Source organism: Kitasatospora sp. NPDC048545, from assembly GCF_040651155.1.
Classification (GTDB): Bacteria; Actinomycetota; Actinomycetes; order Streptomycetales; family Streptomycetaceae; genus Kitasatospora.
This window is the reverse complement of sequence record NZ_JBEZIQ010000077.1, coordinates 16,187-40,941: the sequence shown is the minus strand read 5'-3', so window position 1 is coordinate 40,941 and position 24,755 is coordinate 16,187. Positions and strand designations below refer to the sequence as shown.

Genomic DNA, 24,755 nt, shown 5'->3' with positions numbered 1-24,755 from the left:
TCGTCGGCGAACTCCCCAAGACCCGCTCCGGCAAGATCATGCGCCGCCTCCTGCGCGACATCGCCGAAGGCCGCGAAGTCGGCGACACCACCACCTTGACCGATGCCACCGTGATGACGTCGATCCGGGCCACGCTGGCCGCCGCACCGACCGCCGCACCGACCGCCGTCTGATCGGACCTGGCTTCCGGGCCGCCGCCCGCGCCCGGCCCGGTCGTCGGCCGACTCCGGGCGTCACCGGTCGTACCGCCGACACCGTAACCGTCGACACCGTAATCGTCGCCGCCCGTAACCGACTCCGGTCTGCGTCGGTTACGGGCGGAGCGGACCTCGGTCGGCCGGACCGGCCGGCGGCCCGGGAGCCGTACCGCACCGCTCGAACCGCCGGGGAGGAAAGTCCAGTTGTTTCACAGTCCCGCGCGCGCCGCCGCGCAGACCACCACAGCGCTCGCCCTGCTCACCTGCTTCCTGGTGGCGCGTCAGGGGAGCCCGGTGGCGCCGAGCACGGAAGCGCCGCCATCCACCGCCGTCATCGGCCCGGAGCGGCCGGGTGACCGCGGCGGATCTCTCCTGCGTGAGCCGGTCGGCCGGACCGACCGGCAGGTGGCCCTGCCCGGGGTCGGACCTTGGCGGCCCGGGCAGCCGGTCGAGGCCGGACAGTCCGGCGGGGTCGGGCAGCCGGGCGGGGTCGGCACCCTGACGTCCCGGCCGGCGGCGCTGAGGATGACGGCGGCCGGAGTCGGTGGTTCCCGCGCGGCCGAGGGCGCCGCCGTGGTCGCCATGCCGGAGAGCGCGGAGGAGAGCCAGGAATGGTCCGTCCGGCCGGTGTCGGAGGACGAGGTGGTCGTCCGGTCCCTACTGGTGGGCACGGACGAGGACGCGCCCGCGGCGCTGGTGCTCACCGCCGACCAGGACGGTTCGGTCTACCTCGCGTACGAGCTGCCCGACGAGGCACAGCAGGACGGGGGCCAGCGGTGGAGCGTCGTGGACGCCTTCACCCCCCTGGGGCCCCCGGGGGGCGACCCGTCGGACGGGCGGGCCACCACCCGGCTGCGGCTCCACGCCCACCGGGGCGGCTGCCTCGTCGAGCAGGGCTACGGCGAACGGCTCGGCGTCGGCGGCTGTGACGACCCCCGGTCCCGGTGGACCGCCGAGGGGTTGACGGGCTGACGGCGCCGGGCCGCGGGCGGTGGAGCCCGCCGCTCAGTCCACGGAGGCGGGCAGCAGGTGCAGCACGTCGCCGTCGGCCAGGCCGAGGGACAGGGGCGTGCCCTCGGGGTCGAGCTCCGGACCGCCGGGGTTCCGCAGCACCCACGTGCGTTCGCCGGCCTCGGGCCCGGCGACGTACCGCAGCACCACCGGGAGCAGCCTGGTGATCGGCACCGCGACGGGCAGGGCCAGTTCGACGAGGCCGTGCGGGCCCACGATGGTCAGCCGGCGCACGGCGCTCCCGGCGGAGAGCGTGGTCAGGACGGTCATGCGGCACCTCGGGTTTCGACGGCGATGGGAAGCCGGAGGTGGCGGGCGGGCCGGCGCCCGCACCCCGACCTGCGCGGCACGGCAGGTCGGGCACGGGTCGGGCGGTGCCTCGGGCACCGGGTGCGTCCGGCGAACTCCGGTGGCCCCACGATAGGAACGGAGTGTGCCGGAGGGCATGACGAGCGGGACCGACAGGATTGCGGTCCGGGACCGAAAGCGTTCCGTCGGTCCCGTCCGCTTCGCCCGGTTCGGTCCGGGTCGGGCCTGTTCCGGTCCGGGTCGGTCGTGTCCGATCAGCGCCATGGCCACGGCCGGTGTGGGTGGTCGGTTCCGGAACCGGTGCCGGATCGGGTGTCGGAACCGGTGCCGGTGCGGGTGCCGACTCCGGTGCCTCACCGGGCGGGTCTCAGAACTGGATGTCCGGGGCCTGGAGGACGATGCGCAGGCTCTCGGCCGCGTGGTCCGCCCCGATCTCGTAGCGGAGCCAGACGTTCTGCAGGGTCTCCCCCTCCCGGTCGCCGGGCACCATCACCCACAACAGCAGGCCCCAGGCCACCGCCGGGTCGTGGCCCTCCACCTGGCCCCCGAAACCGACCGGGACGGCGACGCCGATCCGGGAGGGCGGGTCCTGGGTGAAGTCCGGCGGGGCGAAGTCCGATTCGTCGTCGCCGGCCAGGACGACCGGGGTGTCGATGACCTTGAGCCAGTGGATCTCGACGTCCTCGACGATCCGTTCGAGTGCGACGGCCAGCCACCCGGGGGATTCTTTCCCAAAATCCGCTCCGCGGAGCACAGTCGGCCGAATTCGGCCGTTGTCGTTGCTCGGAACCACGGTTCGGCGGCGCGGTGCGGAACCGCGGCTCGGAAGTACGGTACGGAACCGCCGTGCTCCCTCGTCCCGCTGCCGTCGGGGGAAATCGCGCGGGACGTCCCCGACACCGGGCCTGGGAAACGCCTCGCCCGTGCATCCCGTTCGACCGTCAATTTTCGGACAACCGGGGTGAACTCCCAGGTCAGAGCGGATTGTCAGTGCCTCACCGTAGTGTGGAACCAACGTCGGAGGGGCGCGCTGGAAAGGCGCCGGAAATGGCGCCACAAGGGCGTTGGAAAAGGGGTAGAGGAATGGCCGCGAACAGGATCAAGCACAAGGTCAATCACGTCTCGCTCGTCGTCGACAAGTCCGGTTCGATGCGCCAGCACGAGGCGCAGCTCGTCCGCGTGGTGGACGAATTCGTGAAGGGCCTCCAGGAGGAGTCCGACCGGCTCGGCCACGAGACCCGCATCAGCCTCTACGCCTTCGACCACGAGGTGCACAACCTGGTCTGGGACATGGACGTCAAGCACCTGCCGTCCCTGCGCGGCCTCTACAAGGTCGACAACGGTGCGACGGCGCTGATCGAGGCGGCCGTGAAGTCCGTCGACGACCTGAAGAACATCTGGGAGGGTTACGGGGAGCACTCCTTCCTCCAGGTCGTCGTGACGGACGGCGCGGAGAACGCCTCCGGCTACTCGCGGATCGGCAAGATGCACACCCGCATGGGGGCCGGCCCGGGCAAGGCCGTCCTGCACGAGTGGATGGGCCGCATCCAGGGCGCCATGGACGACCTGCCCGACCACTGGACCTCGGCGATCCTCGTCCCCAACTCCCTGGCCAAGCGCACCGCCCAGGAGTACGGCTTCCCGGCGGGCAACATCGCGATCTGGGACGCGGACTCCACCAAGGGCGTCGAGGAGGCCATCGGCACCGTCAAGACGGCGGCCACGAGCTTCCTGCGGGGCCGGGAGAAGGGTGTGCGCGGCACCAGGAACCTCTTCACCATGGGCCAGGACCTGAACACCGCCGACGTGGCGGCCAGCCTCGACGCCCTGGACGCCGGCAAGTACGTCCTGGTCCCGGTCGACGAGCAGTCGCCGATCCGCGAGTTCGTCACCCGCACCGGGCACGCGTACAAGACCGGTTGCGCCTACTACGAGTTGTCCAAGCGGGAGAAGATCCAGGGCAGCAAGCAGCTCGCCGTGGCGGAGAAGGACCCGGCCACCGGCCGGATGACGGGCAAGGTGTTCTCCGGTCCGGCGGCCCGCCGACTGCTCGGCCTGCCGGCGTCGGAGGTCGCGGTGAAGCCGGGCGACAACCCGTCGTACACCGTGTTCGTCCAGTCGACCTCCGTCAACCGGAAGTTGGTGCCGGGCACCAAGCTGCTGGTCATGCTGTAGCCGAGCCGAGCCGAGCCGAGCCGAGCCGAGCCGAGCCACCGTGGGTCGTGCCGGGCGTAACGCCCGGCACGGCTACGGCCCACGGCTACGGCCCACAGCCCACGGCTCACGGCCCACGGCGCGTGCGCACCGCCGTCCCGCTCAGCCGCGACGGCCCAGCTCGACCGCGCGCCGGAGGTCGCGGACGTAGGCCTCCGGCTGTTCCCAGGCCGCGAAGTGGCCGCCCGTCCGGTGTTCCACGTACGCGCGGACGTCCAGGAACGCCTCGGCGTAGCTGCGCGGTTCCGGTTTGGTGTCGTGTGCGAAGACGGAGAGCACGGTCGGGGTGTCGATCCGGTCGGGAAGGTCGACCGGTTCGGTGTAGGTGCTGAAGGAGGTGCCGATCGTGCCGGTGGCCCAGTAGGCGGTGACCCAGGTGAGGAGTTCGTCCGGGGTGAAGGCCGGCCCGTCGGACCAGGACTCCAGCTTCTCGACGATCCACGCTGCGAGCCCGGCGGGGGAGTCGCCGAGGGCGACCGCGAGCGTGTTGGGTCGGGTCGACTGTTCGGCGATGTACCCACCCTCGCTCCGGAACCACTGCGCGCAGCGGCGGAGGTGGTCCGCCGCCTCGGGGGTGAGCTTCGCCGGGTCCGCGGTGAGGGCACGCTGCGGGGCGGTGTTGGTGAGGTGCAGGGCGGCCACCCGGTCGGGGTGCCGGGCGGCGAGGAGTTCCGCGACGGTGCCGCCCACGTCGCCGCCGGACACCGTGTAGCGGGGGTGTCCGAGCCGGTCCAGGGCGTCGGCGAGGATCCCGGCGATCCGGTCGGCCGACATGCCGGGCGTGGTGAGCGGGGGCGCGAACGGGAAGCCCGGCAGGGCGGGCACGATCACGTGCACGTCCGTGAGCAGGGGCAGGACGCGTTCGAACCGCAGCACCGAGTCCGGCCAGCCGTGCAGCAGGACGACCACCGGGGCGTCGGGGTCCGCGGACCGCTGGTGGATCATCCGCAGGTCGGTGCCGCCGGCCGGCACCGTCACCCAGGGGAGCGCATCGATGCGGCGCCGGTGGACGGTCCAGTCGTAGGCGTGCTCCCAGTGGTCGAGCAGTTCGTCGAGGTGGGTCCCGCTGATGCCGCGCCGCTCGTCCTCGCTCCACGGGGTCGTGACGCGCCGCGTGCGGTGGAGCCGTTCCCTGATGTCGTCGGTCATGTGTATGAGCGTACACACGATGTGTATGCTCATATACATGACTTTGCGCAATGCGGCCGCGACCCGGCAGCGGATCCTGGACCACGCGCGACCCCAGTTCGCCCGGCACGGGTACGCCGCCGTCACGGTCAAGGGCGTGGCGGACGCGGCGGGCGTGTCGCCCAACCTCGTCACGCGCTACTTCGGCGGCAAGGAAGGCCTGTTCCTGGCGGCGACCCAGGTGGAGATCCCGGTCTCCGGCTCCTTCGACGGCGACCGTTCCGACCTGGGCCCGCGCCTCGCGGCGAGCATCGTCCGGCGCTGGTTCGGCACGGCCGGTGAGGACCCGCTGCTCGTGCTGCACCGCGCGTCCGGCGAGCGCCCGCAGGCGGCGGAGGCGCTGGCGGCCTTCCTCGACACCAACTCGCTGGAGCCGCTGCACCGCTACCTGCGCGACAGCGGCCTCGACGACGCGGAGGCCCGCCGCCGGGCCGAGGCGATCGACGCTTTTGTCCTCGGCGTCTCGACCCGACGCCGGGTCCTGCGCTCCGACCTCGGCGACCCCGCCGACCTCCAGGCCTGGCTGGGCGCGACCATCCAGCGCCTCGCCGACGGCTGAGGTCCGGCGGCCCGGGGCGGGTGGTCAGGCCCGGCGGCGGGGCACCTGCGCCGGGGCGTCCTCAGGACGTGCGCGGGATGTCCTGCGGCTCCGCCCCGGTGAGTGCCGCGAAGCCGGCGCAGAGCAGGTGGACGCTCCGCAGGAACTTCTCGTCCTGGCTCGGGCGGGGGATCGACGGGCCCATGAGCAGGGGGAAGCGCGCGCACAGGTCGGCGTAGAGCTCCGCGGTGACCGGTGGTGGTGCCGTGGGCTGGTTCTGTTCCTGCAGGACGAAGCCGGTGACGTGGCTGAGCAGGGTGTCGGCGGCGATGCCGCAGTGGTCGGCGGGCAGGCCGGCGTCGAGGAGGGTGCGCAGCAGGCGTTCCATCAGGGAGAGGGCGCCGGTGCTGAGCACGCCGGGGCTCTCGGCGAGGAGCAGGGCGCCGCCGGGGTGCTGCTTGATGCTCTGGCGCAGGGCGGTGGCCTGTGCCTCGATGCGGTCCTGCCAGGTGGCGGCGGGCGGGAGGGCTGCGAGGGCCTCGGTGCCGTCGTCGTGGGCCTGCAGGCAGACCCGGTCGGCCATCAGGGCGAGCAGTTCGTCCTTGCCGCGGACGTGGTAGTAGAGGCTGCCCGCGTGGGCGTCCAGGCGGTCGGCGACCTGGCGCATCGACAGGTTCTGGTAGCCGACCTCGGCGAAGACTGCCATCCCCGCGTCGACGATGCGCTCCTTGGTGAGCTTCATGCGGTCCACCGTACAACGCTTTCCAACGCCGTTCGAAAACTGTGCTACGTTTGCGCCATCAGATTTTCGAACGGTGTTGGGAAGCATCGTCACCCGGGGGAGGGGCGGACACATGGAGGCGATCGTCTTCAACGTGACCACGGCCGCGCTGATGGTCATGATGGTCAACTGCGGGCTCGGCGTGGTCGGTCGTGACACGCTGCGCGGCCGTCCGCTGCCGTGGGCGGCGATCGTCCTGAGCGCGCTCGCCGTCGGCGGCGTCCTGCTCCAGCTGGTCTGGTCCGGCGCCATGGACGCGCTGGACGCCGACCCCGCCAGGTCAGGCTGGTGGCGCGAGTTCACCTCGGTGTTCATGCAGAACGGCGGCCTCTTCGGCGGCCTGTGGAACCTCGTCACCCTCGCCGCCGTCGCCGCGCTCGCCCACTGGTACTGGGGCGGCTCGCTCACCCTGCTCCTCTTCCTCGCGGGCATCGTGCTGCCCGGCCGCGTCGACACCCTGCTCGGCCTCGGCGACGGCCCCAGCACCGACCCCCGCAACTTCGCCGGCAGCTCCGGCGCCACCTACTTCCTCGGCGCCACCCTCGCCCTCGCCTTCCTCACCCGCACCCGCCTGCCCAAGGAGATCGCCCTGGCGGCCGGCGTCCCGGCCCTCGGCCTCGCGATGTGGCTCGCCCAGGACAACGGCCACGGACTGGTCTCCGTCTACGGGTTCACCCTCGGCGCGGCGGTGTGGGCGGTGCGCAGCCGCCTGGCCCGCCAGGCGGCCGACCGGACGGCCTGAGGCTCTGAAAGCCTGCCGTCCTGACGACCGAACGGCCTGGCGGAGTCGGCCCCGAGGTTTCCGGAAGCCCGTCGCGCGGTGCCGCGGCGGGCTTCCGGTCATGCGTCCGCGTTCGGCGAAGGAGTCGAGCAGGCCGGGCCCGAGACGGGGCATGAGACTGGTGGGCTCGCATGTCGAGGTGTCGCGTATTCCTGGACGGGCATGGGCTCGTGTCACTGTGCTCCGACAGCCCACGCACGGGCGGGGCCCCTGCTGAAGGCGGCAGTGGCATGATCCGGGCCATGGATCAGCTCTCGTACTCGGCTGCATGGCTGTCGCAGTGGCGTGACGAGATCACGGATGCGGTGAGCTCCATGATCTCGAACTTCGAGGAGACCTACGGCTACGAGCCGGGCACGAACGAGGTCCAGGTCGCCGACGAAGAGGCCCTTCGGGCTGCCCGTGACTACGGTCGGCAGCTTCTGTCACAAAGTCCGTACCACAATGACTAGTTGGGCCCGACGTGGGATCCCCGGCGCCGCAGACCTGGGGCAGCGCGCTGCCGAGCTCGTCCGAGTCTGACCCGCGCCTATCCAGCCCCGTCCTGCTGCTGAACTCCGGCGGGCGGGGCCTGCTGATCCCCGGGGGCTGCTGCGGTGCGAGCGCGACGGGTGGCAGATCCTCGCCGGAGCTTGCTACGCGGTCCGCCACGCCCCCCGTACGCCGAACGACTGCCGACCGTGGACCGATGGCCTTACCCGGTTCTGGTCGCGTGACTGCTGGGCCGTCCCGCACCACCGCACCGCGAAGTAGAACCGCCTTGCCCCGTCCGGGACCGACCCGGGCGGGGCACTCTCGGCCCTGCCGTAGAACCGCTAGTTCCGTGTCTCCGGAGACCCGGAGGGCAACGAGTTCTGCGTCGCCGCCGGCCCGGCCGGGGGCTGATCCGGCCGGGCCCGTCCTCAGCGGGGCGCGACGGCGTACTGCCGCTGGAGCGACGTGACTTGACCCAACCAGAACTCCCACCGAGCTTGCTTCGAAACGCCGGGCGGGAGCAAACCGAGTTGCCTGGCCAGGACGTAGAAGCCGGGGCCCTCTCTCGGGGGCATCCGGAGGACGGCGAGGCGCGTCGAGAGCCCTGGCGGGAGGCGCCGCCCGGCAGTCACTTCCGGCGATCTTCAGGGTTCGGCCTGTACTCCACCCGATACCGGCGGTCCAGCTGGAGATGTCGATCTGAGTCACGATGTCATCATCCTGGTGGGCGCTCGGATCCACCACCAGGTACAAGTTGTCAGTGCCACAAGGAAGTTCACGGTACCCGATGGCCGCAGTGACGGTTCGAGCCGCGCCGCTTCCCGTCAGGCCCGGCTCACCGGTGAACGGGTGTGCGAACAGGGCTCGGTCCACCAGCCCTCCACTCCAGGAAGGAAGAGGGTCCTTCCGTCCGAGCGGACGGAGACGGTGCGCCCGCGCTGGCGGGCAGTGGCGCAGCGAAGGCCACTGTCCTGCCACCGGCCACCTTTGTCCCCGATTCACCGAGCAGAACTCCCGTGGCGTGAGGAAGAATTCGGGCTGTGGCACTTCCTGATCTCATAGGCTCCTACCGCCCGCTGGAACGCATCGGTGCCGGCGGCATGGGAACCGTCTTCTACTGCCTTCATCCCGAGACCCGGCGGCCGCTCGCGGTGAAGGTTCTTCATGCCGACCACGCACAGGACGTGGTGCATCGTCGGCGATTCGCCCGGGAGGTCGCTGTCCTGCGGAAGGTCGAAGGCCCGTACCTGGTGCCACTGGTCGACGCCGACCCGGATGCTGCGCAGCCGTGGCTCGCCACGCCCTACGTGCCAGGCAACACCCTCCACCAGCACGTCCGGTGCCACGGGCCGCTGACGGATGAGAGGCTGACGACGTTCGCCGCCGCGACCGCCCATGCTCTCGCCTGCATCCACTGGGCCGGTGTCGCGCACCGGGACCTGAAGCCCACCAACGTCATCCTCGCCGCAGACGGCCCGCGCGTCCTGGATTTCGGCATCGCCCATCACCTCGATGCCACCGTCGTCACCGCGACGCGCATGACCACCGGAACTCCCGGCTGGATGGCCCCCGAGCAACTCACCCGGGGTGAAACCACCACGGCCACCGACGTGTTCGTGTGGGGCGTGCTCGTGTGCTTCGCTGCGACCGGTCGCCATCCCTTCGGGAGCCCCACCGGCATCGACTTCCGGATCGCCAACACCGCCCCCGACCTCGGAGGCGTCCCCGAACGCCTCGCCGCGCAGGTCATGGCTGCCCTCGACAGGGACCCGGTGAATCGGCCCGCCGCCGACGCCCTGGCCGAGGCCGTTGCGGCCGTCTACGGCCCGGGCGGCACCCAGGTGTTTCCCACCGTGGCGTTCACCCGGGTCGTGGACACTCCCGCCCGGGGGCTGCCGCCTGTCGCGGCACTGCCGCCCTCCCACTGGGACGTGCCCGCAGCCGACACCGATCTCACCAAGGTCCTCGCGCGTGCCGTTGCGGACGCACGGACCGAGGTCCGGCCGACGGTTCCGCCGGTCGATGCGCCGCCCCCGCGCCGCCCCTTGGACGCGGTCCTCGGCAGCAGCACGGGGGTCCGCGCCCTCGCCGGTGGCGTGGCGCTCGCCGCCTTCACCACCGGCCTGGTCCTGGCCGTGACCAACAGCGGCGGCGACCGGGCCGGAGGCACCCGCACTGCCGCCGTGACCGCCCCGAGCCCTGCCGGTACCGGTACCGGCTCCGCCCCGGCCAGCCCGAGCGCCACGCCCAGCGAGCCCGTGAGCTCGTCTCCCGCCCCTACCCTCACCCGGACCGCCCTGCCGGCTCCGCTCCCCACCCCGACCGCGATGATCCAGAGCCTCTTCGGTGGTATGGGCATCACCGTCCCGGGTGACTGGCTCGTCACCAAGGATCCGCGGAACGACGGCCCGGCGGTGCCGGCCAACGGCGCAGGCGTGTCCCTCGGCCGCTACCAGCCCGCCGGAGGCGGCTTCGCGGGCATGCTGATCGCCTTCGACCCCAGCGAGACGGCCGACCGGATGTTCCCCACCGACCTCAGAGCTTCCAGCGTCCTGTGGGCCGGACAGGACGGTGGTGATTCGGAGACGATCACGTCCGCTCACGCCGGTCCGCTGGTGTCCGTCGGCAACCGCAAGGCCCAGAGCTGGACCGTCCGCACCGACCTGCTGCCCGACTACAACGGCACTCGCACCCATACCCACCGGGTGTGGTGGCTGCCGGCCTCGCACATCCGGATCACCACCTACGGGGACCTTTCCGCCGCGCAGGACCAGGACGTGGACCGGATGATCGCCTCGATGACCCTCAGCCCGGCGGACATGCCACTGGACTGCGCCGACGCGATCTCCTATCTGGACCGGATCCACGCTCACGCCGGCAACGCGAGCATCGCCGGAGTCGGCTGCGCCTCCCTGGCGTTCGGCCGGAGCACCGGCGCGCAGGACCCCGGCACGATCAGGACCGGTACCGAGGCGGCCTGCGTCGCTCTCGCTCAGGGCTATCTGGAAGGGGCATATGGCACCCCGAGCGACGAGCAGTACGCGGCCGACCGCAAGAACTGCGATCTACCGGTGAAGAGCTGACATCGAGGTGGGCGCGACGGCGCTGACCACCTTCGTCTGCGTCGGAGCTGTCCGCGGCGGGGTAAGGGGCGAAGTCAGGAGCGGGTCCGGCACAGCTCCAGGGCGAGGTCCGTGATCAGGCACCGCAGCGCGGCCGTCTCGACCACGGTCGGTGCTGCCCGGAGACAGGAGGCCCAGACGCAAGAAATCGGCTGCCGCCGAGCCGGCATGTGCTTCATGATCACGCAGGCAGGAGTCCGAACAGCCGCCTCGGCCCTTCGACGACCTCGGAGACCGCCGTGGTCCGGTACTCCCGCCGGCAACTCGGCGGCCCTGTCTGCGGCCCGAACGGCTGAACAAACGGCAGCAGGCACGTCGACGGGCGGTCCGCCGGATTGTGGACGGCTCCCACCTGTGCCGCCTTCGCGGCGACTGCCGGCTGAGGCAACGGCGCTGTAGCCCCACCGGCCCGGATGCCCGGAGGCGGTTCCCTTCCGGGATCGCCTCCGGGCGGGGCCTGCTGGGGGTGGATCCGCTAGAAGCTGACGATCTGCAGGAAGGTGCCGGGGTTGTCGGTGTAGTTGTTGCCGGTGACGTAGAAGGTGTGGCTGTCCGGGCCGACCGTCAGGTTCGAGCCGTGTTCGAGGTCGAACTCGGCGAAGTTCTCGCGCGGGACGGGCCGGTTGGTCGCGGTGTCGTACGCGGCGACGGTCGGGCTCGGCAGGTCGGTGTCCTCCAGCACGTACAGCCGGTCGCCGTGCGGGCTCAGCGCGAAGCCGGGAATCTGGCGCATCCCGGTGCCGAGGTCGATCGTGGCGGCGAGGCTGTCGGTGGTGAGGTCGATGACCTGGACCCGGCCGTCGGGCCTGGTCAGCGCGTACAGGCGGGTGCCGTTCGGGGCGAGTGCCAGTTCGTCGATGAAGCCGGGGGCGGTGATGGTGCGCACGACGGCCGGGCGGGGGCCGGTGAGGTCGACGCGGATGAGGCCGTCGGGGCTGCTGAGGTAGGCGGTGGTGCCGTTGGGCCGGACGACGATCTCGCGCGGGGACGTCGTCGGCAGGGGCACGTCGCCGGTGAACGCGGTGCCCGGGGCGGAGAAGGTGAGCAGGCGTCCGGGCAGGAAGGACGGGTTCGGAACGCTGTTGAGGTACGGCCCGCTCTGGCCGAGGTAGACCGTCGCCCCGTCCGGGCTGACGGCCAGGCCGTACGGGGAGCCCGCAGTCCAGCCGGCCGGGCGTGGCTGGTCCGGCACCGGCACGCTGGCCCGGAGCGTGTTGGTGCCGGTGTCGAAGACGTTCAGGGTGCCCTGGGTGATCAGGTAGAGGAGTTTGCCGTCCGGGGCGAGCGCCTTCGGGCCGCTCCAGAAGTCGGTGCCGGTCGGTACCTGGGCGAGGAACGCGCCGGTGCGGGTGTCGACGACGTCCAGGCGGCTGCCCGAGCGGGTCTCCTCCCCGACGTACGCGCGCCGCCCGTCGGGGCTGATCAGCGCCCGCTGCGTCCAGGTGGCGTCGGGGAAGGGGATCAGCCGTTCGACGCCGCCGACGGGCGGCTTGGCGCCGCCGGCCGGCACCGTGTTCGCCGCACTGACGACGGTTGCCGCGTTCGCTGAGACCGCCGCATTCGCCGTGTTCGCCGTGTTCGTCACCGCACCGGCGGCGCCGCCGGTGCCCAGGACGATGGCGGCGGAGAGCAGGGCGGAAGCCCAACGGGCCTTGGGTAGACGTAAGTTCACTGCGCTTGCCCCTCCTGTGATGGAGTTGTGGGGATAGGGTGAGGCTACGTCATGGGCATGGCATTCGGGGGCCGGTTACCGGAGTGGACCCCACTCGCCCGCCCGCCGGCCACCGTCCGGCCGCCGTCCGGCCACCGCGGGCCGGAGGCGGGCCGGATGTGGGCCGGAGGCGGGCCGAATGTGGGCCGGACGTGTGAAGCGCGGGCGATCGGGGGATGCGGTCCGGCCGGCGGATCGTTGAACGGTCATGGCGAGCGAGACGAACGACGGCGGGGCCAAGGGGCCGGTGGTGTGGGCGCTGGCCGTGCGTGAGGCGGCGCAGGGTCCGCCGGTCGCGGAACTGGTGGTGGGGGTCGGTGCGGACCTGCACGCCGAGCTGGTGGAGGCCGCCGTCGACAGCGGCTTCGTGGTCGCCGCCGGCGAGCCCCCGGCGACCACCGGTGCCATCGAGGTCGCCGGCGGCCGGGTGGAACGGCTGGTGCTGGTCGGCGGCCGCCAGGGGTGGGAGCCGGGTTCACGGGTCGAGGTGTCCCCCCGCTGGCTGGAGGCGGCCGAGGCGCGCGGTGAGGCCGTGGTGGTCGTCGTGCCGCCGCGGATCTGGCCGGTCGGAACGGCCGAGCAGGACCTCGACACGCGCATCGCCGTGTTCACCCGCTGGCTGGAGGAGGAGCGGGTGGCCGGCCGGGTTCTGCACGGAGCGGTGTCGGTGCGCGGTTGGTCGTGAACGCCGCGTCGGCGTCCCTGATCGCGGCTGCCGGGCCGGGCGTACTTTCGCCTGGGTGGATCGGCGTCGTCGGGCGTCAACTGCGGTGCGGTGGGCGTGCTTTCAGTGGTGTGGTGGCGGCTGGCGGGCGGTGCGGGAGGGCGCGGAAAACTTTTTGGAAGTCGCCTGCAACCCCGGCGGGTGCCGCACGTCTGTATCAGTGAGAGGCACGGAAGGGGGCCACCTTCCGAAGGCGGGGGGATCTTCCGTCCGAGCGCCGACCACCGCGACCCGACACCCGTCCGTTCGCGGGGCGTCTCGACCACTCACACACGCGCACACGCGCACACCCGTACATCCGCACATCCGTTCGCACGTTCACTTGTCACCGGCGTGGCCGAACCACTGGTTCGGCATGTCCACAACATGTTGTTTCCGGGGGGAAATCACCATGTCCAGCACCATCCGCACCCGCTCTTCCCGCCGTTGCGTTGTCGTCGCCGCCACGCTCGGCGTCCTCGCCCTCGGTACCCTCGCTCTGCCGGCCCAGGCCGCGTCCGCCGACGGCTCCACCACCGGAACGCTGAACGTGCAGGCACCCGCGGCGGTGGGCTTCGCCGGGCAGCCGGTCGCGTTCACCGAGACCGTCACCAACACCGGTACCCGGGCCACCGCCTACACCCTCGTCCTGCAGACCGAGACCGGACCCGGCACCCCGCCGCACGCCATCACCATCGACTACAAGGACCCCTCGAACGGGACCTGGACGCCCGTGCCGCTGGACTTCTACTCCGGGGCCGACGAGGCCACCTACAACGGCATGCTCAACGGCATCACCGTCGCACCCGGCCAGACCGTGACGGTGGACCTGCGGATCGGCGCCCCGATGGGCCTGCCCCACGACGGAGCCAGCAACGGCGGCTTCCCGTCCATCACCCTCGGCTCCCGCCTCACCACCCCCGACACCTGGGACAACCTCGCCGAGCAGTTCCGCACCATCGCCGTCGACCCCATCACCACCACCCTCACCCACGTCCCCGCCACCGCCGTCGCCGGAGGCGACCCCATCGAGTTCGACGCCGTCCTCGCCAACCCCACCCCCTCCGCCTACGTCAACCTCGGCAACGTGCTCTTCACCGACCCCCACGCCACGGTCCAGATCCGCACGGCGGACGGCACCTGGACCACCCTCCCCAAGGTCACCGGCACCGACCCCGCCGACCGGCCCGGCGTCTACCTCCAGGGCCGCGACTCCACCATCGCCGCCGGAGGGACCACCACCACCCACGTCCGCGTCTCCTACGACACCACCACCCCCCTCGGCGCCACCACCATCAACCCCTGCCTCTTCGTCAACGAAGGCGCCACCCCCTTCCTCGGCACCACCAACTGCGGCCAGGGCGCCACCATCAACGTCACCACCCCCACCAGCACCACCAAGACCACGGCCACGACCGCGAGCACCACGCCGGTCACCCACACCTCCGTCACCAGCGTGGAGGCCGCCACCGACGTCAAGCCGGTCGCCGACGTCAAGCCGGCACCCGCCACCCCCGTCGTGCCCACGCCCGGCGCCCCCGCCCCCGCCCCTGCTTCTGCCTCAGTCTCTGTCTCTGCCACCACCGACTCCGACTCCAACGCCATCCCCGCCGTCACCGCCGCCGTACTGGCCGTCCTCGCCACCGGCGCGCTCCTCCTCGGCGGCCGCCTGCGCCGCCGCCGTTCCTGAGCGACCCGCCTCACCCACCGACCCGCGCCCGACGACACCCACCGGGCAGGCGCGGGTCCACCCGGGCGCCGCTACGACCGGCCGTACCCGCACCCCGACCGGACGGCATCGTGGATGAGCTCCGCGACCACCCGCCGCCGCGCCACCCCGGCCCCGGCCCGCCGCCGCGCCACCCCGGCCCCGGCCCGGCGGCGGGTCCGCCTGGGTGATCGGCCCGGTGGCGGGCCCGGCGGGCCCGGCGTGTCAGCGGGTGCGGCCGTGGGGGCTCTGCCAGCCTGTTCCGCGCCCCGGTGCCGGACGAGCCGCGCACTGGCACGCCGATCGAATCCGAGGAGACCCCTTGCCGCAGCGGTTGCCCCTTCCCCGGCTGACGGCCGTCTTCGTGGCCCTGCTCCTCGGGGTCTCGGCCTGCTCCAGCTCCGGTTCGCGCCCGGCCGGTCCGCACAGCAGCTCGCCGCCCGCGGACGAGGTGGCGGCGGCCGGTCCGTTGGTCGGCGACCCGGCGCTCGTCCCCGGCGAGCAGTCCTGCGCGGCCGCGGAGGGCAACGCCCCGTGGTACCCGACCATCGCGGCCTTCGAGGTCCACGACTCCAACCGGACGCACCGTTACGGGTGCGCGCACTTCGAGGGTGCCCCGTCGAACAACCAGGTCTACGCCTACAGTTCGCAGCAGGTCTACGCCACGCCGTACAACATCGTGGACCGCGGCCCCGACGAGCTGTACGTCTACGGCGGCGGCTACGGCGACGACCCGGCCGCGTCCGGTTCGTTCGTCTCGCGGGTGGAGCCCGGGACCTTCAACGAGGTCTGGCGGCAGGTGCTCATCAACACCAACGCGACGGACGAGTGGGACTACCCCGGTGTCCTGAACGTGCTCGCGGACGGCAGCTTGGTGGTCATCTACGGCTACCACATCGCCCGGATCGACCCGCAGACGGGCAAGGTGCTCGCCCGGACCACCCTTCCGACCGGCGGGTCCGCCCCGCGCGACACCGCGTACAACGGCTACGACGCGCTCCCCGACGGGACCATCGTCGCCAAGACCGTCAACCGTCAACCCGGCTGCACGGAACAGGGGTTCAGCGCCTTCCTCAACTGCCCCGACCCGTCGGCCGTACCGCCGTCGATCATGGTGGCGATCGACCCGAAGAGCCTCCAGGTGCTCTCCCAGGTCGCGCTGCCCGAGATGATGGGCGGCCGCATCACCACGTCGACGCTCAACGGCACGCCGGAGATCTACCTGCCGGGGGCGACCAAGCTCTACCGCTACGCCTACCGGAACGACGCCTTCGTCCCCGACCCCTCGTGGGGGCCGGTGCCGTACCTCAAGGACGGGCAGACCGCCGCGTCCGCCATGGCCGTCATCGGCGACTACGTCGTCGCGATGACCAACGGCGGGAAGCCGACCCCGACGCCCATGAGCGTCGTCGCCGTCTCCCAGAGCGACTCGACCAAGGTGGCGAACATCCAGCCGTTCGCCGACAGCGGCAGCAAGAACAGCTTCATCCCGTCGATGGTCTCCGTCGACCCCGAGAACGACCGCGTCTACGCGATGGACGCGGGGGCGGGCAAGCTGGCCGGGATCGACCTCGCGAACGGCGCGCTGTCGGTGGCGTGGACGCAGGACCAGACGACGCTCAGCTTCACGACCCTGATCGGTCCCGCGGACCAGCGCGTCCTGATCGGGACCGACATTCCGGTGAAGTTCTTCCAGGGCCTCAAGAAGTACACCACCGAGCAGGTGGTGTGGCGCCGGGCCCAGGACGGCACCGAACTCGCCCGCTCCAGCCAACTGCCCAAGATGACCCAGGGGATCCTGGTCACGCCCGGCTACGCGGGACTCCAGTACTTCCTCACCGCGGACGGGCACGTCACCGGCCTCCAGGTCGCACCGAAGCCCGCCTCTGCTTCGCCGTCCGCCCCGGGCAGCCCCACGAACTCCACGTCGCCGGCCTCTCCGTCGTCGCCGGCCTCTCCCGCGTCCCCCGCCTCTCCCGCGTCCCCGTCTTCCCCCGCAACCGCCGGCTCGTCCGGCTCTCCCGGCCCGTCCGGCTCCGCCACGGTGACCTCGCCCTGAGTGCGCTCAGGACGCGGTCAGGTGGCGGTCCATCCTGGTCAGGGCGTCGCGGAGGGAGGCCCGCGTGGTGACGCCCAGCTCGGGGAAGACACGGTGGAGGTGGGCGCTGACCGTGCGGGGGGACAGGCGGATCTGCTCGCCGATCTCCTTGTTCGTCAGGCCGCCGGCGGCCGGCTCGGCGACCCGGCGCTCCTGCCAGGTCAGCGGCACCGCGGTGGGCGTCGGGGCGGGGGGTGCCACCCCGGCCGCCCTCAGCTCGGCGTGGGCCCGCTCGGCCCAGGCGGTGGCGCCGAGCCGGTCGAGCGTCTCGGTCGCCGGGGCGAGGAACGCACGGGCGGCCGCGGCGCCCTGGACGCGGCGCACCCGGATCCCGTGCGCCAGCCGGATCCGGGCCAGTTCGAACGGGAAGCGCTCGGCGCCCGGGTGGGACTGGGCGCGCGCTCGCCAAGCTGGGCGTGGGGGCCATCTTCGGGCTCCTGGGAGGCAAGGCCGTCAAGTAGGTGTCGCCACGGCCGGTCGACGGCTCTGTCGAGGCCGGCCCGCGGGGCGGCCCCGGCGTCGACGGTGGCGGCGGCTGTGTGATCGTTATGCCGCGGGTGTCGCGCAGGGTGCCGGGGGAGGGGCGAGGGGCTGCCGATAAAGGGGAGGACCACAACGGGGCGGCCGACCTAGAGTGACCCGATGGCTACCAACACGGACCGGACACTGCCGCACGATCCGGGGGAAGGCACCGCACCCCCCGTCCCGACCAACGCCGTGGGCATGGCCCCGGTGTTCACCGACCCGCTGTGGCGGATACCCGTCCGGCTGAACCCGGTGGAAGCCGAGCTGCTGCGCACCGCACCGCTGCGGCGCCTGCACTTCGTCGCGCACGGCGGGGCGTCGACGATCAGCACCCTGCAGTCGTACTCCCGGCTGGAGCACTCCCTCGGTGTCCTCGCGCTGGTCGCGCACTTCCGTCCGGAGGACGAACTGCTGCGGGTCGCCGCGCTGTTGCACGACATCGGCCACCTGCCGTTGAGCCACACCGTTGAAGGCGTCGGCGGCCTCGACCACCACGCGATCGGCTCTCAGCTGCTCCGGGCCGAGCCGGTCCGGTCCGTCCTGGCCGGGCACGGGATCGATGCCGGGTCCGTCGCGGCGGTTCTCGGCGGGCAGCCGCTCTCGCCGCTCCTCGGCCGCCCCGGCCTGATGAACCTCGACCATCTCGACTCCTATGTGCGCAGCGGGCGCGCCGCCGGGCGGCTGGAGACCGATCCGGCCGTTCTGCTGGCCCGCCTCACGCTGGAGGACTCGGTGGTGTCGGCCGACCGTGAGGCCGCCGCGGTACTGGTCGCCCTGGTCCGGGCGGAGGCGCAGCTCCACACCTCCTGGGACAACGTGGGCCCGGTCTCGGTGGTCCGGCGCCTGGCGGGCCGGCTGCTCGACAGCGGCGCGCTCACCCCGGCCCGGCTCGCCCGGATGACCGATGCCGAGCTGTGGTCCGCGTTCGACTCCTGCGGGCCACCCGGGCGGAGAGCGGCATGATCCGCTACGAGCCGCACCGGTTGCGGGTCACGGTCGGGCACGCCGACGGAGACGGCACCGGGTGGGGCTACGCATTGCGCAAGATCTACTGCTCCGCACCGCTCGTACGGGGGCGGCGACTCGACGAGTCCGTGCCCGAGCTGGCGGCCGAACTGGACGCGCTGCGGTTGCTGCCCACCGGGTTCCGCGTCCGCTGGAGCTGAACGCCCGCGGCGTCCTCGGCGCCCCCGTCGTCCTCGTCGACGGGGAGGCCGCGCCCATGGCGTCAGGTCGCCTGCAAGGCCAGCGTGTGCAGGGCCCGCTGTGTGGGCGACCCCGGGTCGGCGGTGATCAGGACGACTTCCTGGTCGTCCTCGGGTACGAGCAGGACGTCGCAGTTCAACCGCAGCAGGCCGACCCGCGGGTGGTCGACGGTCTTGGTGCGGTGGCCCGGTGCATGGACCGGACGGGTCTGCCAGATCTGCCGGAACTCCTCGCTGCCGGCGTGCAGTTCGGCCAGCAGGGCGATCAGCTGCGGGTCGTGCGGGTAGCGGTCGGCGGCCCGGCGCAGCCGCGCCACGACGATGTGCCCGAACTCCTCGGTGCCGGAGTTCGCGTCCGCCGGCCCCCGGTCCAGGAAGCGGCGCCGGGCCAGGTTCGTCGTCCCGGGCGCGAGGTCGCCGCCGAGCAGCGCCCGGGCCAGTGGGTTCCAGGCGACGACGCCGTAGGCCGCGTCGGTGACGACGGCAGCGGTCTCCGGCAGCCGCTCCAGCATCCGGGCCACGTGCGGGCGGACCCTCCGCACCGCGTCGCCGGCGGGCGGCGCGTTCGATCCCGCCAGCCGGAACAGGTGACTGCGCTCGGCCGGTGTGAGCCGCAGCGTCCGGGCCAGCGCGTCCAGGATCCGGGCCGACGGCCGCGGCCCCCGGGCCTGTTCCAGGCGCGTGTAGTAGTCGACCGACATGTGGGCAAGCTCGGCCACCTCCTCGCGGCGCAGGCCCGGCGTGCGGCGGGCGGTGTCCGTCGTCGTCAGCCCGATCTCGTGCGGGCGCAGGCCCGCCCGCCGGTCCCGCAGGAAGCGGGCCAGTTCCTGACGTGCCATGCCGCCTCCGGCCGCTCGGCTGGTACGGACTGTCCCTGGCAGGCGACCCGCCGTCAGGGGACCGTGGTGTCCATGAACGATCGCACAGCTCTGGTGACCGGTGCCAACAAGGGGATCGGCAAGCACATTGCCCGGCTGCTCGCGGCCGAGGGCTTCACCGTGTACGTGGGCGCCCGCGATCCCGGGCGCGGACGGCGGGCCGTCGAGGAGATCGGTGCCGGTGCGCGGCTGCTGGTCGTCGACGTGACGGACCCCGACGCCGTCGCACGGGCCGCCGCCCAGGTGGACCGCCTGGACGTGCTGGTCAACAACGCCGGCGTCTCACCGTCGCTCGCTCCACCGGCCGAGAGCGGTGTCGAGGAGTTCCGGCGCACCTACGAGACCAACGTGTACGGGGTGGTGACGGTGACCAACGCCGTCCTGCCCGCCCTGCGCCGGTCCTCGCACCCGCGCATCGTCAACGTCTCCAGCGGCACCGCGTCGCTCACCTGGAGCACCAACCCCAACCCCCAGTTCACCCCGGGAAGCGGGGGCGCCGCCGCCTACCGCTCCTCCAAGGCCGCCCTCAACGCCCTCACCGTCCTCTACGCCCAGACGCTGGCCGGGGAGGGCTTCAAGGTCAACGCGCTCGCCCCCGGCCTGCGGGCCACCGATCTCAACCCCAGGGCTGCCGCCGCCGGTGGTGACCCGGCCGAGGCCGCCCGGGGTGCCGTCCACCTGGCCCTGCTGCCGGACGACGGCCCCACCGGTGGTTTCTTCTCCTGGGACGGAACGCCCGAGCCCTGGTGACCGGTACGGTCTGCCGCGACCGGCAGGAGCGGGTCCCGGTCCACCGGCGGCCCGAGAACCTCTCCCGGGTCCCGGCCACCACGAGGTGATGTCCGGCGGGGCCGTGGACGTGGGCGAGTCCTACGCGCAGGCGGCGGCCCGGGAGTCGGCCGAGGAGTTGGGCGTCCGCGCGCCGGTCCCGCTTCGTGTGCACGTTCCTGTGCCGGGGGGGCGATCGGCCCGTACCGGCTCGGCGTGCACGAGGCCGTGATCACGGGCGGGGTGACGCCTGCCCCGGAAGCGGTCGCCTGGCACGGCCGGCTGACGGAGACGGAGCTGCGTGCGGGCCTGCGGCAGTGGCGCTTCGTCCCGGAGCACGCCGCCTGCCGGCGACCCTCTGCCTGCCCGGGGCGACCCTCCGCCGGGCGGGCACCGAACGGGTGCTCGCCCGGCGGGCCGTCTGCTGACCGACCGCCGGCCGGACCGCCGGGCCGGAGCGTCCCGACGTCAGTCGCGGGACCGACCCCTTGGCTGCGAAGCTCCGGGGTGGCACGACCGATCCACGCAGGCAGGTGCCTAGATCGCGGCCCACCCGGTCCAGTTGCCGTTGACGTCACGGACGCGGCTCCAGATGTGGCCGTCGGTGCCGACCGCGCCGACCTCGAAGTTGCCCTGCCCCATGTCCGTGGCGAGGACGCTGACCGGGCCCGTGAAGGTGCCACCGAAGGAGAGCCAGCCGCTCTTGTTGCCGGACTTGTCGGTCCAGCGCGTCCACACGGCGTGGTCGGTGCCGATGACGAACACCTCCTGGCGGCCGTCGCGGAAGTAGTAGGTCGCCGTGCCGTCACGGTACGGGCCGCCGCAGAGGTACTTGCCGCCCCACACCGGGCTGCTGCACGTGGTCGAGCCGTTGCTGCCGGAACCGCTGCCGCCCGGGGTCGCCGCACTGGCGGGCGTCGCGGCGACGGAGAGTGCGGCGAGCGTGGCCACGGTGGCGGCAACGGCCTTGAGGTGCTTCATGATTGCTCCCGAGGAGAGACGTGGGGACCAGCCGGGGCCGGGTGAACGGGTCGGCCCCTCACCAGTGCTGACGGGGGCGCACCCGGAACGGGTTCACCCGGCCGGCACCCGAGCGGGGACGCCGTCCGCCGGTGGCCCGCGGTGTGGGCGGGCGGTCGCTCCGGAGTCCGCCTCGTCGCTCGGGGCCCGTGGCCGTCGGCCTGCGGTGGTCAGGTTGCGGTGGTCAAGTCGCTGCGGTCAAGTTGCTGCGGTCAGGCCGCGGTGGTGAGGTCGGCCCGTCGGGCTTCGGGGCGGACGGCCTGCGCGGGCAGTCGGTGTTCCAGGTGGAGCAGGAGGCCGGTGCCGCGAGACCGGCGCCGGCAAGGAAGCCGGCGGCGTCGAGGATCGACCTCACCCCCGAGGGCCGGTCCACCATCGACGGAGCGGTCGCCGCCGGGCCGGCCGTCCGGCGCCGCGCCGTCGACACCCTCGGCTCCGAGCGCGCCGCCCGGCTCGACGGCCTGCTGCGCGACCTGCCGGCCTCCCTGGGGGCCCGAACCCGCGACGCCCGGCCCCTCGTGCCCCGGCCAGTGGCGCCCGGTCCGCGGCGGTGGCGCCGCGGGCCGGGCGGGCCGGTCGGCTACCTGATCGCAGTAGGCCGACTGGTGGGACCGGTGCGCCGGGGCGGAGGCTGGATCCGATCAGGACCGGGCCGCTGGGTGTTCGGCCGTGAGGTGAAGGCAGAAACGCATGTCACGTTGCCTCGACAAGCCGGAGCACGCGTCGAACGCCTCGGGCTCGGGCGAGCCGGGCCGTTCGAGCCGGAGGGCCGGCCTGGCTGCGGTGGCGCTGGGCTGCACGGTGCTGGTGGCCGCCGGGTGCAGTTCGTCGGGCACGTCGTCGTCCAGTTCGCCGTCGCGCTCGTTCTCGCCGAACGCGAGCTCGTTCTCGGGTGAGCTGCCCTCCTCGGTCGCCTCGGCCAAGAGTTCGCTGCTGGGCTCGGCCTCGGCGGCCGCGTCCGCGGCGTCGTCCGCCGCCTCCGAGGCCATGGCCTCGCTGTCGGCGGCGGCGTCGGCGTTCGAGGCGTCCGTCTCGGCCCAGGTGGCCGCGGGCCGGGCCGAGGCGCAGGCGGTGTTGGCGAAGACCCAGGGCGCGGGCAACGCCCTGTCGGACGTCACCCTCACCGGCCTGCCCAAGGCTCAGGCCGCGGGCTTCAACGCCGCCCTGGTGACGGTCGTGAACAGCACGAGTTCGACGGCGTCGTACGCGATCAAGGTCGAGTTCCTCGACGAGACCGGCAAGGTGGTGGACACCTCCTACCTGGGGGTCAAGGACCTCGTCCCGGGGGCGAAGGCCACCCCGACCGCGTTCAGCCCGATCGACCGGGACCAGGCGCTGGTTTCCAGGGTCGCCCAGGCCCAGCGCTACTGATCCGCCCGGCTGCGCCCGGGAGCCGTCGGCCGGGCCGGAATCCCCGCCAGGCCGGAGCTCTGTCGGGCCGGAGCCCCGGGCCCGATCCCGCCCGGCGGCTCCGGCCGACGGCCGCGACCCGCCGACCCGCCGACCCGCCCGTGGTCAGGGCCGGGCCTGGGTGAAGCGGCCGCCGAGGTAGCGGAACTCCGGGTCGTCGGCGGACAGTTCGCCGTGTTCGGCGATCAGGTCGGCGGCGAAGCGCTCGGCGTCGTCCAGCGGCCGGTAGCCGAGCGCCCGGGCCGAGGCGAGGTCCCACCAGGCGCGGGTGTTGCCCGAGATGCCGTAGGCCACGGTGTGCCCGGCCACCGGCCCGGTGAGCGCCGCGTGCACCAGCCGGGCGCAGTCGCCCGGGCTGAGCCAGGTCGCGAGCATCCGGACGCTGCGCGGTTCGGCGGCGAAGGAGCCGATCCGCAGCGAGACCGTCTCGATCCCGTGCCGGTCGGCGTACAGGGAGGCGAGGTTCTCGCCGAAGCACTTGGAGAGCCCGTAGTAGGTGTCGGGCCGCTGTGCGCTGTCCACCGGCACGGCGCTGCCGTCGGCGGGCCGTTCGGCGAAGCCCATCGCGTGGTTGCTGCTGGCGTAGACGATCCGGGGCACGCCCGCGGCCCGGGCGGCGTCGTAGAGCCGGTAGCTGCCCTCGATGTTGGCGGCCAGGATGTCGGCGAACGGTGCCTCCCCCGGGATCCCGGCCAGGTGGACGACGGCCTCGACGCCGTCCATCGCCGCCGCCAGTGCCTCGGCGTCCTGCAGGTCGGCGGTGACCGCGTCGGGTTCGCCGGGCACGGGGAGGCGGTCGAAGCAGCGCAGCCGGTACCCGTAGGCGGGCAGCAGCTCGCGCAGGCTCGTGCCGATGCGGCCCGCGGCACCGGTGAGCAGGACCCGGCGGGGCCGGTCCACCGTCTGTTGCGTCTCCATGGTTCTCGACTCCTCGCGGGTCCGTCGAACTGGTGGTCGGATTCGGCGTCGAGCGACCTTACCTGACGGGGCGACAGCTCGCGGGGCGCGAGCGCACGGCGAGGGCCCGGCCGGACCGTCCGGCCGGGCCCCTCGTGGGTGGTTCCCGGTGGTGGTGTCCGGTGGTGGTTCCCGGTGGTGGTGCCTACGCCTTCCGCGGTTTGCGCCGCTTGCCCCGGCTGCCGTGTGGCCGGTTCCGGTCCTGGGCCGGCATCGCCGCGTCGAACTGGGCTTTGCTGGTCAGAGCTCGCGGTTCGGGTACGAGCGTGGTCGCCGTCGATCGCCACGGGACAGCCGAGGCCCAGCCGACCAGGGGCATGGTCTCGTTGTAGTGCGGAGCGAACTGCGCGACGGTGACGGCGGGAATCCGGTAGTTCAGGCCGCGGACGTGTTCGAGGAACGCGTCGGGCAGCGATACGTGGTGGGTTTCCACGTAGTGGGGGAAGTCCTGGCGCCACAGCCATTCCCCGTCGGTCACCAGGGACGAGCATCCCGGAGAGTGCCGGTGGGTGCTGCCGGTGATGACGTCGTGTCCGGCTTCCATGACGTCGATCAGGACGTGGCCTGCGTCCAGGTAGGCGACCAGGTCCATCTCATCCGGCTCTCCGACGGGCCGGACAGCATCGCGGATCGATCCGTTGGGTTGGCCGGAGCGGTTGTCGAGTTCGTCGTAGAAGCCCAGCAATCCCAGCACTGCGTCTCCCTCGATGAGCCGTTCCGCCCTGCCGGCACCGGTAGGTGCGGCCACCGTCGGTCATCGGTGTGTGAAGACGAACGATCATGCGGCGGCCGCAGGTCACAGCGTAGACGCTGCCCGCTGGCAGGAAGCGTTCGAGGGTCTGACGGGCCGCATCGCAGGCCGGTTCGCCCGGGTCGAGCCCGGACGCCGAATACGACACCTGGTGCTGGGAGCCGGAGTACCGACCCTTTCGGTGCTCGATGGCGCCGGTCGCCCCGCCGGATATTCCCCCTTTTCCCGGGCGTGGCAGAACATCGTCGGCATTCGAGGGCGGGTTCGCCCGTGCGGCAGGCGGGTGCCGGGAGATCGCAATCGGCGACATGCGGAATGGTGGAAATGCATGAAATGCCACAGGGCCCCGTCCGCCATGGATTCCGTCGCAGGGGCATGGCTTCGCCAAGTAAGTCAAGACTTACCT

25 protein-coding genes are annotated in these 24,755 nt (G+C 72.6%); 14 read left to right on the top strand and 11 right to left on the bottom strand.

The window, feature by feature from the left end; all coding sequences use genetic code 11:
• Positions 1 to 401 precede the first annotated feature (401 nt).
• Positions 402 to 1,169 (top strand): hypothetical protein, encoded by a 768-nt coding sequence (locus tag AB0D10_RS41465; protein WP_360266698.1) that lies wholly within the window; start codon positions 402 to 404, stop codon positions 1,167 to 1,169.
• A gap of 33 nt (positions 1,170 to 1,202) precedes the next feature.
• Here the strand turns inward: AB0D10_RS41465 and AB0D10_RS41460 are convergent, their stop codons facing one another.
• Positions 1,203 to 1,478: an EsaB/YukD family protein gene (locus tag AB0D10_RS41460; RefSeq protein WP_360266695.1), complete on the bottom strand. Its 276-nt coding sequence runs from the start codon at positions 1,476 to 1,478 to the stop codon at positions 1,203 to 1,205.
• Between the two features lie 406 nt (positions 1,479 to 1,884).
• Complete coding sequence (locus AB0D10_RS41455; protein WP_360266692.1) at positions 1,885 to 2,271, bottom strand: hypothetical protein; 387 nt, start codon at positions 2,269 to 2,271, stop codon at positions 1,885 to 1,887.
• A 329-nt stretch (positions 2,272 to 2,600) separates the two neighbouring features.
• Between AB0D10_RS41455 and AB0D10_RS41450 the strand changes: the two genes are divergently transcribed.
• Positions 2,601 to 3,692: a vWA domain-containing protein gene (locus AB0D10_RS41450; RefSeq protein ID WP_360266689.1), complete on the top strand. Its 1,092-nt coding sequence runs from the start codon at positions 2,601 to 2,603 to the stop codon at positions 3,690 to 3,692.
• 141 nt (positions 3,693 to 3,833) lie between these two features.
• On the opposite strand, the gene AB0D10_RS41445 is transcribed toward AB0D10_RS41450, so the two are convergent.
• On the bottom strand, positions 3,834 to 4,880 hold the full coding sequence (locus tag AB0D10_RS41445) for an epoxide hydrolase family protein (protein WP_360266686.1): 1,047 nt from the start codon (positions 4,878 to 4,880) through the stop codon (positions 3,834 to 3,836).
• A 37-nt stretch (positions 4,881 to 4,917) separates the two neighbouring features.
• Here AB0D10_RS41445 and AB0D10_RS41440 point away from each other — a divergent pair, with 37 nt between their 5' ends.
• On the top strand, positions 4,918 to 5,478 hold the full coding sequence (locus tag AB0D10_RS41440; RefSeq protein ID WP_360266683.1) for a TetR family transcriptional regulator: 561 nt from the start codon (positions 4,918 to 4,920) through the stop codon (positions 5,476 to 5,478).
• A 61-nt stretch (positions 5,479 to 5,539) separates the two neighbouring features.
• On the opposite strand, the gene AB0D10_RS41435 is transcribed toward AB0D10_RS41440, so the two are convergent.
• Positions 5,540 to 6,199 (bottom strand): TetR/AcrR family transcriptional regulator, encoded by a 660-nt coding sequence (locus AB0D10_RS41435; RefSeq protein WP_360266680.1) that lies wholly within the window; start codon positions 6,197 to 6,199, stop codon positions 5,540 to 5,542.
• Between the two features lie 112 nt (positions 6,200 to 6,311).
• Here AB0D10_RS41435 and AB0D10_RS41430 point away from each other — a divergent pair, with 112 nt between their 5' ends.
• From AB0D10_RS41430 to AB0D10_RS41420, 3 genes are all read left to right on the top strand, one after another.
• A complete protein-coding gene (locus tag AB0D10_RS41430; protein ID WP_360266678.1) occupies positions 6,312 to 6,980 on the top strand; it encodes a hypothetical protein in 669 nt (222 codons plus the stop codon).
• A gap of 281 nt (positions 6,981 to 7,261) precedes the next feature.
• Positions 7,262 to 7,471, top strand: coding sequence for a hypothetical protein (locus AB0D10_RS41425; RefSeq protein WP_360266675.1), 210 nt, complete (start codon positions 7,262 to 7,264; stop codon positions 7,469 to 7,471).
• 1,062 nt (positions 7,472 to 8,533) lie between these two features.
• On the top strand, positions 8,534 to 10,576 hold the full coding sequence (locus tag AB0D10_RS41420; RefSeq protein ID WP_360266673.1) for a protein kinase: 2,043 nt from the start codon (positions 8,534 to 8,536) through the stop codon (positions 10,574 to 10,576).
• A 514-nt stretch (positions 10,577 to 11,090) separates the two neighbouring features.
• Here the strand turns inward: AB0D10_RS41420 and AB0D10_RS41415 are convergent.
• The gene (locus AB0D10_RS41415; protein WP_360266670.1) at positions 11,091 to 12,287 is read right to left on the bottom strand and encodes a hypothetical protein; all 1,197 of its coding nucleotides are present in this window, start codon (positions 12,285 to 12,287) and stop codon (positions 11,091 to 11,093) included.
• A 247-nt stretch (positions 12,288 to 12,534) separates the two neighbouring features.
• Here AB0D10_RS41415 and AB0D10_RS41410 point away from each other — a divergent pair, with 247 nt between their 5' ends.
• The 3 genes from AB0D10_RS41410 (at position 12,535) to AB0D10_RS41400 (ending at position 16,796) form a co-directional block, all read left to right on the top strand.
• Positions 12,535 to 13,011 carry a hypothetical protein gene (locus tag AB0D10_RS41410; RefSeq protein WP_360266667.1) on the top strand — a complete coding sequence of 159 codons (477 nt, stop codon included), beginning with the start codon at positions 12,535 to 12,537 and terminating at the stop codon, positions 13,009 to 13,011.
• A gap of 430 nt (positions 13,012 to 13,441) precedes the next feature.
• A complete protein-coding gene (locus AB0D10_RS41405) occupies positions 13,442 to 14,719 on the top strand; it encodes a hypothetical protein (protein WP_360266665.1) in 1,278 nt (425 codons plus the stop codon).
• Between the two features lie 340 nt (positions 14,720 to 15,059).
• Positions 15,060 to 16,796, top strand: a complete 1,737-nt coding sequence (locus tag AB0D10_RS41400) for a hypothetical protein (RefSeq protein WP_360266662.1) — start codon at positions 15,060 to 15,062, stop codon at positions 16,794 to 16,796.
• Positions 16,797 to 16,802: 6 nt separating this feature from the next.
• On the opposite strand, the gene AB0D10_RS41395 is transcribed toward AB0D10_RS41400, so the two are convergent.
• Positions 16,803 to 17,159, bottom strand: coding sequence for a helix-turn-helix transcriptional regulator (locus tag AB0D10_RS41395; RefSeq protein WP_360266659.1), 357 nt, complete (start codon positions 17,157 to 17,159; stop codon positions 16,803 to 16,805).
• A 318-nt stretch (positions 17,160 to 17,477) separates the two neighbouring features.
• Here AB0D10_RS41395 and AB0D10_RS41390 point away from each other — a divergent pair, with 318 nt between their 5' ends.
• Positions 17,478 to 18,323, top strand: coding sequence for an HD domain-containing protein (locus tag AB0D10_RS41390; RefSeq protein WP_360266656.1), 846 nt, complete (start codon positions 17,478 to 17,480; stop codon positions 18,321 to 18,323).
• The gene (locus AB0D10_RS41385) at positions 18,320 to 18,526 is read left to right on the top strand and encodes a hypothetical protein (protein WP_360266653.1); all 207 of its coding nucleotides are present in this window, start codon (positions 18,320 to 18,322) and stop codon (positions 18,524 to 18,526) included. The genes AB0D10_RS41390 and AB0D10_RS41385 overlap by 4 nt, the downstream gene beginning before the upstream one ends.
• A gap of 62 nt (positions 18,527 to 18,588) precedes the next feature.
• Here the strand turns inward: AB0D10_RS41385 and AB0D10_RS41380 are convergent, their stop codons facing one another.
• Positions 18,589 to 19,404, bottom strand: a complete 816-nt coding sequence (locus tag AB0D10_RS41380; protein WP_360266650.1) for a helix-turn-helix transcriptional regulator — start codon at positions 19,402 to 19,404, stop codon at positions 18,589 to 18,591.
• 72 nt (positions 19,405 to 19,476) lie between these two features.
• Between AB0D10_RS41380 and AB0D10_RS41375 the strand changes: the two genes are divergently transcribed.
• Both AB0D10_RS41375 and AB0D10_RS41370 read left to right on the top strand, forming a co-directional pair.
• Positions 19,477 to 20,193, top strand: a complete 717-nt coding sequence (locus tag AB0D10_RS41375; RefSeq protein WP_360266648.1) for an SDR family oxidoreductase — start codon at positions 19,477 to 19,479, stop codon at positions 20,191 to 20,193.
• An 88-nt stretch (positions 20,194 to 20,281) separates the two neighbouring features.
• Positions 20,282 to 20,443: an NUDIX hydrolase gene (locus AB0D10_RS41370; RefSeq protein WP_360266645.1), complete on the top strand. Its 162-nt coding sequence runs from the start codon at positions 20,282 to 20,284 to the stop codon at positions 20,441 to 20,443.
• A 305-nt stretch (positions 20,444 to 20,748) separates the two neighbouring features.
• Here AB0D10_RS41370 and AB0D10_RS41365 read toward each other — a convergent pair whose 3' ends face one another.
• Positions 20,749 to 21,192: a hypothetical protein gene (locus AB0D10_RS41365; RefSeq protein ID WP_360266642.1), complete on the bottom strand. Its 444-nt coding sequence runs from the start codon at positions 21,190 to 21,192 to the stop codon at positions 20,749 to 20,751.
• A gap of 680 nt (positions 21,193 to 21,872) precedes the next feature.
• Complete coding sequence (locus AB0D10_RS41360) at positions 21,873 to 22,331, bottom strand: hypothetical protein (RefSeq protein ID WP_360266640.1); 459 nt, start codon at positions 22,329 to 22,331, stop codon at positions 21,873 to 21,875.
• Here AB0D10_RS41360 and AB0D10_RS41355 point away from each other — a divergent pair.
• Positions 22,306 to 22,602: a hypothetical protein gene (locus AB0D10_RS41355; protein WP_360266637.1), complete on the top strand. Its 297-nt coding sequence runs from the start codon at positions 22,306 to 22,308 to the stop codon at positions 22,600 to 22,602. The genes AB0D10_RS41360 and AB0D10_RS41355 overlap by 26 nt on opposite strands.
• A 144-nt stretch (positions 22,603 to 22,746) precedes the next feature.
• Here the strand turns inward: AB0D10_RS41355 and AB0D10_RS41350 are convergent, their stop codons facing one another.
• A complete protein-coding gene (locus AB0D10_RS41350; protein ID WP_360266703.1) occupies positions 22,747 to 23,541 on the bottom strand; it encodes an NAD(P)-dependent oxidoreductase in 795 nt (264 codons plus the stop codon).
• A gap of 202 nt (positions 23,542 to 23,743) precedes the next feature.
• Positions 23,744 to 24,346 (bottom strand): hypothetical protein, encoded by a 603-nt coding sequence (locus tag AB0D10_RS41345; protein ID WP_360266634.1) that lies wholly within the window; start codon positions 24,344 to 24,346, stop codon positions 23,744 to 23,746.
• Positions 24,347 to 24,755: the final 409 nt, after the last annotated feature.